The 14,302-nt window shown below is 67.7% G+C and carries 13 protein-coding genes; 3 read left to right on the top strand and 10 right to left on the bottom strand.

Going from position 1 to position 14,302, the window contains the following annotated elements; all coding sequences use genetic code 11:
• Positions 1-112 precede the first annotated feature (112 nt).
• Positions 113-1,096, top strand: a complete 984-nt coding sequence (locus ACN6PJ_RS22840) for a LysR family transcriptional regulator (protein ID WP_427998089.1) — start codon at positions 113-115, stop codon at positions 1,094-1,096.
• 56 nt (positions 1,097-1,152) lie between these two features.
• Positions 1,153-3,108, top strand: a complete 1,956-nt coding sequence (locus tag ACN6PJ_RS22835; protein ID WP_427998088.1) for a phosphocholine-specific phospholipase C — start codon at positions 1,153-1,155, stop codon at positions 3,106-3,108.
• A 59-nt stretch (positions 3,109-3,167) separates the two neighbouring features.
• Here ACN6PJ_RS22835 and phoU read toward each other — a convergent pair whose 3' ends face one another.
• From phoU to rmuC, 5 genes are all read right to left on the bottom strand, one after another.
• A complete protein-coding gene (gene phoU, locus ACN6PJ_RS22830; protein WP_427998087.1) occupies positions 3,168-3,899 on the bottom strand; it encodes a phosphate signaling complex protein PhoU in 732 nt (243 codons plus the stop codon).
• Between the two features lie 170 nt (positions 3,900-4,069).
• Positions 4,070-4,750: a ribose-5-phosphate isomerase RpiA gene (gene rpiA / locus ACN6PJ_RS22825; protein WP_427998086.1), complete on the bottom strand. Its 681-nt coding sequence runs from the start codon at positions 4,748-4,750 to the stop codon at positions 4,070-4,072.
• A gap of 39 nt (positions 4,751-4,789) precedes the next feature.
• Complete coding sequence (locus ACN6PJ_RS22820) at positions 4,790-6,451, bottom strand: isovaleryl-CoA dehydrogenase (protein ID WP_427998085.1); 1,662 nt, start codon at positions 6,449-6,451, stop codon at positions 4,790-4,792.
• Between the two features lie 63 nt (positions 6,452-6,514).
• Positions 6,515-8,044 (bottom strand): amidase, encoded by a 1,530-nt coding sequence (locus ACN6PJ_RS22815; RefSeq protein ID WP_427998084.1) that lies wholly within the window; start codon positions 8,042-8,044, stop codon positions 6,515-6,517.
• Positions 8,045-8,163: 119 nt separating this feature from the next.
• Entirely contained in the window at positions 8,164-9,525 is a 1,362-nt protein-coding gene (rmuC, locus tag ACN6PJ_RS22810; RefSeq protein ID WP_427998083.1) for a DNA recombination protein RmuC, read from the bottom strand.
• A 143-nt stretch (positions 9,526-9,668) separates the two neighbouring features.
• On the opposite strand from rmuC, the gene ACN6PJ_RS22805 reads away from it, so the two are divergent.
• On the top strand, positions 9,669-10,367 hold the full coding sequence (locus ACN6PJ_RS22805) for a PhoP regulatory network YrbL family protein (protein ID WP_427998082.1): 699 nt from the start codon (positions 9,669-9,671) through the stop codon (positions 10,365-10,367).
• On the opposite strand, the gene ACN6PJ_RS22800 is transcribed toward ACN6PJ_RS22805, so the two are convergent.
• The 5 genes from ACN6PJ_RS22800 to ACN6PJ_RS22780 are packed head-to-tail and all read right to left on the bottom strand — an operon-like array spanning position 10,364 to position 14,297.
• On the bottom strand, positions 10,364-11,092 hold the full coding sequence (locus ACN6PJ_RS22800; RefSeq protein WP_427998081.1) for a DNA-3-methyladenine glycosylase: 729 nt from the start codon (positions 11,090-11,092) through the stop codon (positions 10,364-10,366). The genes ACN6PJ_RS22805 and ACN6PJ_RS22800 overlap by 4 nt on opposite strands.
• Position 11,093: 1 nt before the next feature.
• On the bottom strand, positions 11,094-11,450 hold the full coding sequence (locus ACN6PJ_RS22795; protein WP_427998080.1) for an arsenate reductase: 357 nt from the start codon (positions 11,448-11,450) through the stop codon (positions 11,094-11,096).
• Positions 11,447-12,256 carry an ABC transporter permease subunit gene (locus ACN6PJ_RS22790; RefSeq protein WP_043544230.1) on the bottom strand — a complete coding sequence of 270 codons (810 nt, stop codon included), beginning with the start codon at positions 12,254-12,256 and terminating at the stop codon, positions 11,447-11,449. The genes ACN6PJ_RS22795 and ACN6PJ_RS22790 overlap by 4 nt, the downstream gene beginning before the upstream one ends.
• Entirely contained in the window at positions 12,253-13,173 is a 921-nt protein-coding gene (locus ACN6PJ_RS22785; RefSeq protein WP_427998079.1) for an ABC transporter permease subunit, read from the bottom strand. Before ACN6PJ_RS22785 ends, ACN6PJ_RS22790 begins: the two co-directional genes overlap by 4 nt.
• Positions 13,170-14,297: an ABC transporter ATP-binding protein gene (locus ACN6PJ_RS22780; protein ID WP_043544232.1), complete on the bottom strand. Its 1,128-nt coding sequence runs from the start codon at positions 14,295-14,297 to the stop codon at positions 13,170-13,172. Before ACN6PJ_RS22780 ends, ACN6PJ_RS22785 begins: the two co-directional genes overlap by 4 nt.
• Positions 14,298-14,302: the final 5 nt, after the last annotated feature.

The raw sequence follows: 14,302 nt of genomic DNA, 5'->3' as shown, positions 1-14,302 counted from the left end.
AATTTCTGTTTTCTAATCACCAAGTTAAGTAAAATTAATGTCGTTACGTTAGACGCCCCCTGCCTGCGGCCAACGCCTGGCCTGCCGCATACTTCTTAACGATCAACGCGTTATGAAACAAGATCCGCTTTCACCCGTGGCAACGGCCCGCAAAATCGACCGCCTGGACTGGAACCTGTTGCGCACCTTTCTGGTGATCGTTCAGGAGCGCAGCATTAGCGGAGCTGCTATCAAGCTTCATATCACCCAGTCCGCGGTCAGCCAGGCCCTGCGCCGCCTGGAGCAGCAGCTCGACCGCAGGCTGATCGAGCGGCATCACGCCCGATTCGCGGTCACGCAGGCCGGCGAGGAAGTGCGCCAGGCCGCCGAGGCCATCCATGGAAGCGTGTCCCAGCTCGTCAACGACGTGGCGCAGGCCGAAGAGCAGACGGTGGGACGCATCCACGTGCTCGTCGCCAGCCGTATCCATTCGGCGGTCTACGACGACTTCTGGGTGGGCTTTCACCGCGCCCATCCGCGCATCGAAGTGCAACTGGACGTGCTTCCCAGCAGCGAGATCGTCAGCGTCGTGCAGCAACGGGGCGCCACGGCAGGCATCGCGCTGTGCCGGCAGATTCCGAAACGCCTGGATCACAAGCTGTTCCTGCAACAGCGCTACGCCTTGTTCTGCGGCAGGAACCACGCCTTGTTCGGGCGCCCCGACATCCGCATGGAGGACCTGCTCGGAGAGGATTTCGTCTCTTTCGCCAGCGATGCGCTGGGAGACAGCCTGTCGCCCTTGACGATCTTCCGCGACCAGCGCGGTTTCTCGGGCAGAATCGTCGCCACCTCGTCGCAGCACGACGAAGTCAAACGGCTGCTGGTCGCCGGTTTCGGCATAGGCTGCCTGCCGGAACACAGCGTGCAGGCCGATCTCGCGGAGGGCAGGCTATGGCGCCTGCCGCCCGGCGAGGGCGTGTGCGCCGCCGACCTCCATCTTCTTTGGCACGGCGACGCACATCGCAGCGCGGCCGAGGACCTGTTCATTGCGTCGTTCCGCAAGCACATCGACAATTACTCCTTGCCGCAGCGCCTGCTGGCGACCCTGCCCCAGTAAGGCCTTAAGATTCGCCTGTCGCCGGCCGCAACGTGCCGGCCAACCGTAAAGCCGTCATGACCCACGCATCGAGCCCGCCCTTCCCCGCCCGGCTTCCGGACGCCATCGCACGCGCCCTGTCCATCGCGCCCGACCGCCAGACCGGCACGCTGCAGGACGTGCGTCACGTGGTGATCCTGATGCAGGAAAACCGCTCTTTCGATCATTATTTCGGCACGCTGCCCGGGGTACGGGGCTTCGCGGATCCGCTGCCCGCGCCCACCGCCACGGGCGACGTGCTGACCCAGGCGGACGGCGAGGCGCGGGTTCGGCCCTATGCCCTGCGGACCGAATACGCCAGCGGCACGCCGGTGGGCTACATCACGCCCCACACCTGGGACGACGCCCAGCGCGCCTGGAACGATGGCCGCATGGATCAGTGGCTGCCCGCCAAGAGCCGGCTGGGCATGGGCGCCTACGATGGCGCCGACATCCCGTTCCAGACGGCGCTGGCCAACGCCTTCACGCTGTGCGACGCCTATCATTGCTCGATACATGCCGGCACCAATCCGAACCGCCTGTTCCTGTGGACCGGGACGAACGATCCTTCGGGGCAGGCGGGCGGCCCCGCGCTCGTCAACACCTTCGACCGCCTGGGGCCCATCGCCGAAGGCTATGCCTGGACTACATATCCGGAACGCCTGCAGGCCGCGGGCGTGGACTGGCGCATCTACCAGGACATGGCGGACAACTATCACGACAACCCGCTGGCGGGCTTCAAACAGTATCGCCGGCAGCATGCCGACGGCGGCGCATCCGCCCCCTTGCGCGATCGCGGCCTGTCCACGCACACGCTGGACGACCTGGCCCGCGACATCGCCCAGGGCGCGCTGCCGCAAGTGTCGTGGATCATCGCGCCCACCGCCGACTCGGAGCATCCGGAAGTCTCTTCGCCCCGCCAGGGCGGCGCTTATACCGAACGCGTGCTGGACATCCTGACGCGCGACCCCGCCACCTGGAGCCGCTGCGTGTTCTTCGTCACCTATGACGAAAACGACTGCTTCTTCGACCATATGCCGCCACCCGCGCCGCCGGCGCGCACCGAGGACGGCACGTCGGGGGGACTGTCCACCGTCGAGCTGGACGGCGAATACCACGATGCGCGGCGCGGCCCCAGCGCCTCCACCCCGGACGATCCCCCCGCCCTGCACGGCCGCGGCTACGGCCTGGGGCCGCGCGTGCCGATGCTGGTGGTCTCGCCCTGGAGCCGCGGCGGCTGGGTCAACTCGCAAGTGTTCGATCACACCTCCGTGATCCGCTTCCTGGAGGCCCGTTTTGGCGTGGCCGAACCGAATATCAGCGCATGGCGGCGCGCGGTCGCCGGAGACCTGACCTCCGCCTTCGACTTCGCCGGGGGTCGCGGGCCGCAGGCGGAAGCCGGCAAGCGCCGCGCGTGCCCGCTGCCGTACGCGCTGGAGGCCGAAGGCGCAATGGCCGCGGACGGCCTGCACTACCGGCTGACGTTGCGCAATCCCGGCAAGGCGGGCGCGGTCCTGCACGTGTACGACCGGCTTGCGCTGCAACGGGCGCCCCGCCGCTACACGGTGGGCGCCGGCGACCGCCTGGAAGACGGCTGGCGGCTGGCCGATGGCGGCGCCTATGATTTGTGGCTGCTGGGTCCCGACGGCTTGCACCGGCAGTTCCGCGGCGACGCCCGGGACGCCGGATGCCTGGAGGCGCATCGGGCGCCGGCCGCGGCGGGAGTGCGGCTACGCCTGGTCAACAACGGCCGCGCCGCGCTGCCCGTGGAACTGGCGTCGCGCATGGGAGATGGCTGGTGCGCCACGACGCAGGTGCCGGCCGGCGGCGCGCTGGACATCGAGTACGCGGGTTGCGAGGGCTGGTACGACCTGGATCTGGTTTCCCCGGCCCTGCCGGCTTTCGGCCGCAGGCTTGCCGGCCGCATCGACGCCGGCGCGCCGGGCACGCCGGATCCGCGCCTGGATCCGGGAGCGACGCTGCCCGAAAACTGAGGGGTTTAGGGGCGGGTATGCCGTCGCCCCGAAGTGGCGCCCGACATACCCGCCGCGGACTACTGGTCCTGCGGCGGCTCGTCCGAGTCCACGTCGCCGCGCGCCTGGCGTTCGGTGTTCTTCACGCCGGTGTGACGCACGTCCGCGCCCTTGACCATGTAGATCACGCGTTCGGACATATTCTTGGCGTGATCGCCGATGCGTTCGAGCGCGCGGGCGATGAAGATCATGTCGATGGCGCGCGAGATGGTTCGCGGGTCTTCGATCATGTAGGTAATGAGGTGACGCAGCGCGCCCTTCCATTCCTTGTCCACTTCCTTGTCGCTGCGCACGACGGCGGCGGCCAGGATGGGGTCGAGGCGGGCGAAGGCGTCCAGCGCCTGGTGCAGCATGGTGCGCACATTGGCGGCCATGTGGCGCAGCTCGATCACCGGGATGTGGCGCAGTTCGGCCTCGTGGATGCGCCGCGCAACCGTTGCGACCTTCTCGGCCTCGTCGCCGGAACGCTCCATGTCGGTCAGCATCTTGGACACGGCCATCAGCATGCGCAAGTCGATGGCGGTGGGCTGGTGCCGCGCCAGGATCCGGCTGATGCTCTCGTCGATCTCGACTTCGTGGCGGTTCACTTCCTTTTCGCGCTCGCGAACCTTCTCAACCAGCGACAGGTCCCCGCTGGCCAACGCATCGATGGCCTCCTGGATCATGGCTTCCACCAAGCCGCCCATTTGCAAGAACTGCGAACGGACGCTTTCCAGATCCGCGTCGAACTGTTTGTTTGTGTGCTCCGACATCCGGGCTCCCTGCGTGGTTGATCTCATTGCAATGCCCCGAAATTAAAGAGTGTTACGAGATGGGCCTGCACAACCCGCAAGGTTATGACCCAAGTGTGACAGGATTATGAATCGGGCCCCTGCCGCCCGCAAGGCGGGCCGGCAAGGGGCAATGCGCCACGGGAAGCGCCTCAGCCCTGGCGATCGAGGCGGCGGATGCCGTTCTGGGTGGCCAGCAGCGCGACGTCGGCGCCGGCAAGCGCGAACAGGCCGCAGGTGACCACGCCCGGCAGGTTGTTCACGCGGGCTTCCAGGCCCCGGGCGTCCGTGATGGACAGGCCCGAAACGTCCAGGATGATGTTGCCGTTGTCGGTCACGAAACCCTCGCGCAGCCGGGGCTGGCCGCCCAGCGCCGCCATGGCGCGCGCCACCGATTCGCGGGCCATCGGAATGACTTCGATCGGCAGCGGAAACTTGCCCATGGTCTGCACCAGCTTGGATTCGTCGGCGATGCAGATGAAGCGTTCGGCCACCGAGGCCACGATCTTCTCCCGCGTCAGCGCGCCGCCGCCGCCCTTGATCATGTGCAGGTTGGCGTCGATCTCGTCCGCGCCGTCCACGTAGATCGGCATGGTGGCGACGTCGTTCAGGTCCAGCACCTTCAGCCCATGGCCGGCGAGCCGGGCGGCGCTGCGCTCCGAGCTGGCCACCGTGCCTCCGATACGGCCCTTGAAACGGGCGAGGCCATCGATGAACAGGTCGGCCGTGGAACCCGTGCCCACGCCGATGATGACGTCCGGGCCGGCGACCTGTTCAACGAATTCCAGGGCCGCGTCGGCGGCTTGCTGCTTGAGTTCTTGCTGGGAGAGCATGGCGGGAAAATGCGGAAATGGTTTGTCGAGCCGGGAAATTTAGCACGCGGCGGCGGGCCAGGCGCGGGCGAGGATGGCCTGGGTATCCGTCCCCGCGGCCAGTTCGCCGAAGATGCCCCCGTCCGCGCGCAAGCGGCTGGCGGCGAATGCCCGCCCCACGGCGTCCGGGGCATGCTGGATCAGCAAGGCCGCCTGCCACAGCCGGGCCAGGCCGCCGGCGATGCGCCGCGCCTGGAACTCGGCCTGCGCGCCATCGGCCAGCAGTGCGTGCCAACGCGCCAGCGCATCGTCGAAGTCCCGGTTCTGCCCCTTGGCCAGGGCGAACTCGCGCTCCAACGCGGGCAGCGCCTCGGGCTCGCGCTGCAAGGCCCTCAGCACATCCAGCGCCATCACGCTGCCCGAACCCTCCCAGATGGAATTGACCGGGGTTTCGCGGTAGAGCCTGGACATCGGGCCTTCTTCCACGTAGCCATTGCCGCCCCAGACTTCCATGCACTCCGCCACCGCGGCGACGGCGCGCTTGCACACCCAGAGCTTGGCGGCGGGCGTGCCCACGCGGACCAGGGCGCGGGCCTGCGCATCGGCGCGCTCGTCCACGGCGCGCGCCAGGCGCAGCGCCAGTGCCATCGAGGCCTCGCTTTCCAGCGCCAGGTCGGCCAGCACGTTGCGCATCAGCGGCTGTTCGATCAAGGCCTTGCCGAAGGCATGCCGATGGCGCGCGTGATGAACCGATTGCACCAGCGCCTGCCGCAACAGCGCCGTGCTGCCCAGCACGCAGTCCAGCCGGGTGGTCGCCGCCATTTCGAGCAGCGCCGCAAGCCCCCTGCCGGGCTCGCCCAGCAGGACGCCCCAGGCATCCTCGAATTCGACTTCGGCGCTGGCGTTGCTGCAGTTGCCCAGCTTGTCCTTCAGCCGCCGCAGGCGGACGGCATTGCGCGGGCCGTCCGGTATCCAGCGCGGCACGAAGAAGCAGCCGAGCCCTTCGTCCGTCTGCGCCAGCACCAGATGCGCGTCCGCGTGCGGCACCGAGAGAAACCATTTATGCCCCACCAGGCGGTAGGGATGGCCCCGGCCCGCGACATCTAGCGGCACGGCGCGCGTGCTGACCGCGCGCAGGTCGGAGCCTCCCTGCTTTTCGGTCAACCCCATGCCGATCAGGGCCCCGCGCTTGGCCGACAGCGGGGCATCCGCCCCGTCGAATTCGCGCGAATACAGCGCCGTCAGCCACTGGCCGGCGAAATCCACGGCGCCAGCCGGCTCGCGCTGCAACAGGGGCACCGCGGCGAAGGTCATGGTCGTGGGGCACAGCGTGCCGGCCTCGACCTGGCCCTGCATCACGTAGGCGGCGGCGCGCGCCACCTGCGCGCCCGGTCCGGGCTGCGCCCAGGCGCGGCTGTGCAGGCCGCGCGCCACGATGCCCTCCATGAGCAGGTTCCAGGACGGATGAAAATCGATGTGGTCGATGCGGTGGCCGACGCGGTCGTAATTGAGCAGCCGCGGCAGGCACCGATTGACCTGCGCGCCGGCCTCCAGCGTCTGCGCGCGGCCCAGCCAGGCGCCGTGCGCGGCCAGTTCGCCCGCCCAGGCCTGCGCGCCCTCCCGGCTTACCGCGTCACGCAGCGCCGGATCGGTCTCGTACAGGGAATAGTCTTCCAGGGGCGGAACCTGGTTGAACACGGTGTGCGTCTCAAACGATGACATGGCAACTCCCTGATGCATCCACTGATGCGCCGCCGGCCCGTCCGGCGCATCGGCCCCGCCGCCTCAGCGCGCCATGGGCGCCACCAGGACCCAGGGCCGCAGCGCCTCGACCTGCGCGGCCAACTCCAGCAGCATGGCTTCGCTGCCCAGCGGCCCCATCAGCTGGATGCCGATGGGCAAGCCGTCGGACGACATGCCGAAGGGAATGGAGATCGCGGGCATGCCGGTCAGGTTGGCCAGCGGCGCAAAGGGCGAGTAGCCGATGACGCCCTTCTTCCCCAGACGGTAGGCCAGATAGTCGGCGTTGTCCATGGCGTAGCGGCCAATGGCCGCCGGCGGCTGCGCCAGCACCGGGCTCAGGAACAGGTCGTGCCCCTGCGCGCCGTCGCGCTCCAGGAAACGGCCGATGCGGCGCGTGATGTCGTGGCAGGTGTCCACGCAGGCCACGTACTGCGCGCCCGAAATCGCGCGGGCATATTCGCGCGCGCCCAGCGTGGTGGGCTGCAACTCATCGGCGGCGAGACGGCGGCCGCGCGCGCCGACGAAGGAATCGATCGCGTTGGCCGCCGCGCTGGCGATCAGCGGCAACATGGGCGACAACACTTCCTCGGACCCCACGGGCGGCGCGGCGGGCACCAGCTCATGGCCAAGCGAAGCGAAGAACCGGGCGGCCTCGTCCACCGTGGCCGCGACTTCCGGATGGATCGCCTCGCCCTCGTAGGTGGTGTTGACGAAGGCGATGCGGCGGCGCGCCGCCGCCTGCGGATCGGCCGCCACGCGCGCCACGACGCCGCGATACGACTCCGCCGGCTGGACGGGGGCCGCGTAGGGCGCGCCCACGTCGGCGCCGGCGCTGATGTCCAGGGACGCCGCGCAGTCGCGCACCGACAGGGTCATCATGTGTTCCGTGGCCAGCCCGCCCCAGCCCTCGCCCTTGAGCGGGCCGAGCGGCATCAGGCCGCGCGACGGCTTCAGGCCGAGCACGCCGCAGCAGGACGATGGGATACGGATCGATCCGCCGCCATCGCTGCCGTGCGCGATGCGCACCATGCCGCTGGCCAGCGCCGCCCCGGCGCCTCCGCTGGAACCGCCCGCGCTGTGGCCGGCCTTCCAGGGGTTCTGCGTGGCCGGACCATAGACGGGCGACTCCGTGGTGGGACTCAGGCCGAGTTCCGCGCTGGTCGTGCGGCCGAACGGGATCAGGCCGGCTCGGCGGTACCGCTTGACGATCTCGGCGTCGACATTCCATTCGACCTGGCCATAAAGCACGGACCCCATGGCGCTGGGCAGGCCCAGCGCGGCGGTGCCCAGGTCCTTGAGCAAGGTGGGCACGCCCAGGAACGGACGCCGCTGCAGTTGCGCCAGGCGTTGTTCGGGCGACAGCTTGGCCAACTCGTCGTCCAGCGCCTGCGCCAGGCGCAGGCCAAGCTCCGCCTGCATGCCGCAAGCCGCGTTGATCGCGGGATTGCGCGCCTCCACCCTGTCCACCGCCTGCTGCATTGCGGCAAGCGCGGTAGTGACCCCTTGCGCGATGTCGGCGCCCAGCGCCGTCGCGTCGAGGGGAGAGGAATCATGGCGTTCAGCGGTGCTCATGCTAGCGATGCTCCAGGTATCGACGGCGAATTGCCGCAAACGTCAGGATATCGGCTGTCGGACCGGGCAACAAGCTCAGGCGGGAACGCGGGCGCCCTGCTCCGTCCCCGCCGCGCGGATCAGCCGGCGCCGGGAGGCGGCGCTGGCGGCTCGCCGGCATCCTCGCCGGCTTCGCCCAGCAGCAGCCTGGCATCGGCTTCGGGCAACGCTTCCACGTCCTTCAGGTTGCGCAGCATGGCGCGCGTGCGCACCTCGGTCTGGCCGATCTTGTTGCTGGCGGTGTCCAGCGTCTTCTTGACGCTGGCCAACGCATCTCCGAACTTGCCGAATTCCGTCTTGACGGCGCGCAGCACCTGCCAGACCTCGGACGAGCGCTGTTCGATAGCCAGGGTGCGAAAACCCATCTGCAGGCTGTTCAGCAGCGCCGCGAGGTTGCTGGGGCCCGCCACGTTGACGCGCAGGTCGTGCAGTTTGTCGAGCAGGCCCGGCCGGCGCAGCACCTCGGCGTACAGGCTTTCCGTGGGCAGGAACATGATGGCGAAGTCGGTCGTGTGCGGCGGCGCGACGTACTTGGACGCGATCGAACGCGCCTGCAATTCGACGGCCCGCCCCAGCGCGGCCCCGGCGTTCCTGACGCCTTCCGCGTCCGCCGCCTCCTGCGCGTCCATCAGGCGCTCGTATTCCTCCTTGGGGAACTTGGCGTCGATGGGCAGCCAGACGGGGCCGGCGCCGTCGCCTCGCCCAGGCAGGCGGATGGCGAACTCGACCACCGCCTCGCTGCCCGGCACGGGCTTGATGTTGCTGGCGTACTGGTCCGGCGTCATGTTGTCTTCGATCAGCCGGGCCAGCTGCACCTCGCCCCAGGTGCCGCGCGATTTCACATTGGTCAGCACCCGCTTCAGGTCGCCCACGCCCGCGGCCAGGGCCTGCATTTCGCCCAGTCCCTTGTGCACGGCCTCGAGACGGTCCGACACCAGCTTGAAGGATTCGCCCAGGCGCTGCTCCAGCGTGGCGTGCAGTTTCTCGTCCACCGTCCGCCGCATTTCATCCAGCTTGGCGCTGTTGTCGGTTTGCAACGATTGCAGGCGCTGGTCCACGGTGGCGCGCACTTCCATCAAGCGCCGTTCATTGATCTGGATGAGGCCCTGCAGTTGCTCCGCGAAACCCGCGGCGAAACGCGCCAGCGACTCCGCCGACTCGGCGCGCGCGGCCTGGGCGTCGCGCGACAGGCCGGCACGCAGCTCGTCCTGGGACCGCGCCGATTCCGCCCGCAGGGCGCGCGCGGATTCCGCGAATTCGCTGCGCAGGCCGCGCTGGCCTTCCGCCATATCGGCGCGCAGGGCCCGTTCGGTTCTTTCCAGCCCCTCCAGCATCGCGTCCAGGCGTGAGTCGCTGGCGGACGGGCGCAGCCAGGCCAGCAATGCAGCCAGAAAAGCGAGGACGGCGCCGCCGGCGGCGACCCAAAGCAGAATATCGTTCAACGGATGCGTCTCCAAACCCTGGATTGTAGGACCCCGGCCCCGGCCTTCGCCCCGAAAAAAAGCCGGCTACGGAGTTGCCCGGCTGCCCGCCGGGAAACAAGCGGATTAAACTCTCGCCCATCCAAACCGGCATCGCACCCCCATTGAACCCAGCTGATCCATCCTCCGGCAAGCCCGCGGCATCGTTCCAGGCCGTATTCGGCCCATTGAACCTGGATGCCGAGGTGCCGCTTGCCATCGGCGGCGACCGACACATCTTCCAGCATCCCCACATGCCGTCCCTGCTCGTCAAAGTCATGGACATGCAGGCTCGCGCCGTCTACCTGGAGGCGCGCCCCTTCAAGCGCTGGTACAAGCAGTACCAGCGCGAAAGCGCGTACCGGGTCTATCTGAACGAAATCTCGGAGTACGTCACCACCACCACCCGGCCCTCCGGCGTATGGCAGGTGCCCATGGCGCGCATCCTGGGCCTGGCGCAAACCACGCTGGGCCTGGGGCTGGTGGTCGAGAAGATCTGCGACGAGGCGGGCAATATCGCCCCCACCGTCGCCGACCTGGCGCGGCAGGGCAGGTTCGACGCGGCGCTGAGCGAACAGCTCGACGAGTTCTTCGACGACCTGGCCGATGCGCATGTCGTCCTGCACGACATTTCCGCCAGCAATGTCGCCTGTGGGCTCAATGCCGACGGCAAGCAGGGCCTGTACCTGATCGACGGCTTCGGGGTGCTGCCGCTCATTCCGCTGTATGCCTGGAGCAAGCGCCTGAACCGCCGGCGCATCCAGCGCAAGTATGCCAGGATGCGCGCATCGCTTGCCCAGCGTTTCGGCCTGCCGGCCGCCTAGCGCGCGCCGGCCTCGGGCGCTTCGGGCAGCACGATGCCCTGCCGGTCCACCCACACGTAGTCATGCCCCGCGCGCTGCCCGCGCCGCAGCGGATTGCGCGTGCAGAAGGCGGCGTAGGAAGGATCCACGAAGCGGTAGCTGAGGTGTTCGTCCCGGCCCAGGGGAATGCCGAGGCGCGTGGTGCAGATCAGCGCGGCCGGCGCTTCCCCCACGTCTTCCACATAGAGGGCGCGGGGATCGAAGCGGCGCGCGTCCCAGTCGGGCACCTTCAGGCCCAACGCCTTGCACAGCAGCGTCTGGCCGGCGCACAGGCTGGCGGGCGGCCTCGGCCGCCCTTGCGCATCGGGATTCAATTCCTGCATGCGGGCCAGCGATTTCGGCCCGGACAGCACATCCGTCCAGGGGTAGCCGGATTTGATCAGCACCGCGTTGCCGGGGCCGGCCGCGCTGAAGTTCAGCGAGTCTCCGCCGCGGGCGTAGTACATGTAGACGGTGCCACCATCCATGAACAGCGCGCGGCGCTTGTGGGTATAGCCCAGCGAGGCGTGGCTGCCCTTCTCTTCCAGGTAATAGGCTTCCGTTTCGATGATCCGGGCCGACAGCCACAGGCGCCCGACGCGATGCCGGATGACCTTGCCCAGCAATTCGCGCGCCAGCTGGGCCGCATCGCGGTCGAAGAACGCATCGGGCAGCGCCTGGCCGGCCGCGCCTGAGCCGGCCGCCACTTCAGGCGAAGCGCTCGCCGTAGCGTTTTTCGCTGAAGCCAACGCTCACCTCGCCATCCGGGGTCACCGTGACCGGCCGGCGCACCAGCGCCGGATACTCGGCAATCAGCTGGCTCCACTGGGCATCGGTATGCGCCGTCTTGCGCTCTTCAGGCAGGTTGCGCCAGGTCATGGAGGTACGGTTGACCAGCTTTTCCCAGCCGCCGACCTTGTCCGCCCAGGACTTCAGGGTGGCGGCAGGGACGGGATTGTCGCGGTAGTCCACGAAGGCGTGGTCGACGCCGTGCCCGGCCAGCCAGTCGCGCGCCTTGACGCAGGTGCTGCACTTGGTCAGGCCATACAGGGTGGTTTGCTTCATTTGGGTTCGGACTCCTTGCGCCATTGCATGCGGTTGGCCAGGATCACGCACGTGCCCACCGCCAGGATGAACAGGGTGGCCAGCGCGTTGATCTCGGGTTTCAGGCCCAGGCGCACCCGCGAAAAAACCTCCATCGGCAGCGTGCTGGAGCTGGGGCCCGACAGGAACGAGGCCAGCACGACGTCGTCCAGCGACAGCGTAAAGGACAGCAGCCAGGCCGATGCCAGCGCCGGAGCGATGAGAGGCAGCGTAATCTTGAAGAACACGGTGATGGGAGTGGCGCCCAGGTCCAGGGCGGCCTCTTCCAGCGAGCGGTCCAGGTCGCGGATGCGCGTCTGGATGATGACCGCGACGAAGGCCATGCAGAGGGTCACGTGGCCCACCCAGATGGTGAAAATGCCGTTCTCGGCGGGCCAGCCCAGGCTGCCGCGCAGTTCCACGAACATCAGCAAAAGGGAAATGCCCAGCACCACTTCCGGAATGACCAGCGGCGCGCTTAGCATGCCCACGTACAGCGCGAAGCCGCGGAAGCGGCCCATGCGCCCCAGCACGTAGCCCGCCCAGGTGCCGATGATGACCGCGGCCGTGGCGGTCATGGCGGCGATGCGGAACGACAGCCACGCCGCGCGCAGCAGCGCGTCATCATTGAAGAGCGAGTGGTACCAGCGGAACGACAGCCCGGTCCAGGACGTGACGGTGGGCGATTCGTTGAACGAGAACACCATCAGGCTGATGATGGGCACGTACAGGAAGAAGTACCCCAGCCCCAGCACGATGCCGCGCAATGTCTTGTTGGGCCCGTTCATTTGCGCCCTCCGCCGGCCTGCTCCTGCTGCTTGACCTGGTTGTACTGGAAGTACACCAGCGGCACGAGCAACAGCAGCACCATCACGCAGGTCACCGCCGAAGCCATGGGCCAGTCGGCGTTGTTGAAGAACTCGTTCCACATGACGCGGCCCATCATGAGTGTGTTGGCGCCGCCCAGCATTTCCGGAATCACGTACTCACCGACAGCCGGGATGAACACCAGCATGGAACCCGCGATCACGCCCTGGCGCGACAGCGGCACGGTGATCTGCCAAAAGGCCTGCCAGGGCTTGGCGCCCAGGTCATACGCGGCTTCCAGCAGGCGCAGGTCCATCTTCACCAGCGTGGCGTAGAGCGGCAGGATGAAGAACGGCAGATAGGCATAGACCATGCCGATATAGACGGCGACATCGGTGCGGTAGATTTCCAGCGGACTGGAAATGATGCCCAGGCCCTGCAGCAGGTTGTTGAGCAGGCCGTCGTTGCGCAGGATGCCCACCCACGCGTACACGCGCAGCAGCAGCGAGGTCCAGAACGGCAGGATCACGCCCAGGAGCAGCAGGTTGCGCACCGAGGGCGACGAACGCGCGATGTAGTAGGCGATGGGATAGCCGATCAGCACGCAGCACAGCGTGGTGACGGCGGCGATCTTCACCGAGTTCAGGTAGGTGGCGAAGTACAGGCTGTCGGTGAACAGCAGGATGTAGCCGCGCAGGTGCAGGCTGAACTGCACCGCCTCGTCCTTGAATTCCGCCAGCGAGGTATACGGCGGAATGCCGAACTTGAGCTCGGCGAAGCTGATCTTGAAGACCAGCAGGAACGGCACCAGCAGGAACAGCACCAGCCAGGCGAACGGCGGAACCACCGCCAGCGTCCGGCCCGACGGCAGCCAGTCACGGGGCGAAATGCGGATCATGACGCCAGCACCGTCGCGCTGTCAGCGTCCCAGCTGACGAAGATTTCCTCATCGATGCCGGGCGCATCCATCTGGATGAGCAGTTGGCTGGGCACGCTGGCCTCCACTGTCTTGCCCGAATCGAGACGGATCTGATAGAGCGCGTAGCTGCCCATCCACGCCATGTGGCTGACCATGCCGTGCGCCCAGTTGTATTCGCCCTCGGGCTGCTCGCGCGAAACGACCAGCCGCTCGGGGCGGATGGAGACGTGCACCTCCATTCCCAGCGGTTCGCTGACGCCATGGTTGACGAAGAGCGGCCGGGTCAGCTCGTCGCATTCGATCGCGACGTGGTCGGGCTCATCGACCACGATGGTGCCGGTGAACATATTGGTCGACCCGATGAAGCTGGCGACGAAGCGGGAATTCGGGAAGGCATAGACGTCCTGCGGCGAGCCGCATTGGACGATCTGGCCTTCGGTCATGACGGCCAGCCGGTGCGCCATGGTCATGGCCTCTTCCTGGTCGTGCGTGACCATGATGCAGGTCACGCCGACCTGCTCCAGGATCTTCACCAGCTCGATCTGCGTTTTCTGGCGGATCTGCTTGTCCAGCGCGGACATGGGCTCGTCCAGCAGCAGCAGCTTGGGACGCTTGACCAGGCTGCGCGCCAGGGCCACGCGCTGCTGCTGGCCGCCCGACAGCTGGCTGGGCTTGCGGCGCGAATAGCCGGCCATCTGGACCAGGTCCAGCGCCTCGAATACGCGGTCATGGATTTCGGCGCGGTCCACGCCTTCCTGCTTCAGGCCGAAAGCCACGTTGGCCTCGACCGTCATGTGCGGAAACAGCGCGTAGGACTGGAACATCATGTTCACGGGCCGCCGGTACGGCGGCACGTGGGTGATGTCCTCGCCGTCCAGCAGGATCTGGCCCGAGGTGGCCTCTTCGAACCCCGCCAGCATGCGCAGCAGCGTGGACTTGCCGCTGCCCGAGCTGCCCAGCAGGGCAAAGATCTCGTTGCGCTTGACCGACAGATTGACGGAACGGACGGCGACCACATCGCCGAAGATCTTTACGACATCGGAGATCCGGACGAACTCGTCCGGATCCGTCGAATGCTGCGCCGAGTAACGGCTTTCGCTCATGATGA

Source organism: Achromobacter sp., assembly GCF_050285585.1.
Taxonomy (GTDB): Bacteria; Pseudomonadota; Gammaproteobacteria; order Burkholderiales; family Burkholderiaceae_B; genus Achromobacter.
This window is presented reverse-complemented; position numbering and strand designations above follow the sequence as displayed.

Excerpts from the sequence above, each read along its gene's own strand:
- phoU (WP_427998087.1), bottom strand. The coding sequence starts at position 3,899 with ATGTCGGAGCACACAAACAAACAGTTCGACGCGGATCTGGAAAGCGTC.
- ACN6PJ_RS22835 (WP_427998088.1), top strand. The coding sequence starts at position 1,153 with ATGACCCACGCATCGAGCCCGCCCTTCCCCGCCCGGCTTCCGGACGCC.
- ACN6PJ_RS22795 (WP_427998080.1), bottom strand. The coding sequence starts at position 11,450 with ATGAAGCAAACCACCCTGTATGGCCTGACCAAGTGCAGCACCTGCGTC.
- rpiA (WP_427998086.1), bottom strand. The coding sequence starts at position 4,750 with ATGCTCTCCCAGCAAGAACTCAAGCAGCAAGCCGCCGACGCGGCCCTG.
- ACN6PJ_RS22820 (WP_427998085.1), bottom strand. The coding sequence starts at position 6,451 with ATGTCATCGTTTGAGACGCACACCGTGTTCAACCAGGTTCCGCCCCTG.
- ACN6PJ_RS22840 (WP_427998089.1), top strand. The coding sequence starts at position 113 with ATGAAACAAGATCCGCTTTCACCCGTGGCAACGGCCCGCAAAATCGAC.
- ACN6PJ_RS22785 (WP_427998079.1), bottom strand. The coding sequence starts at position 13,173 with ATGATCCGCATTTCGCCCCGTGACTGGCTGCCGTCGGGCCGGACGCTG.
- ACN6PJ_RS22790 (WP_043544230.1), bottom strand. The coding sequence starts at position 12,256 with ATGAACGGGCCCAACAAGACATTGCGCGGCATCGTGCTGGGGCTGGGG.
- ACN6PJ_RS22815 (WP_427998084.1), bottom strand. The coding sequence starts at position 8,044 with ATGAGCACCGCTGAACGCCATGATTCCTCTCCCCTCGACGCGACGGCG.
- ACN6PJ_RS22780 (WP_043544232.1), bottom strand. The coding sequence starts at position 14,297 with ATGAGCGAAAGCCGTTACTCGGCGCAGCATTCGACGGATCCGGACGAG.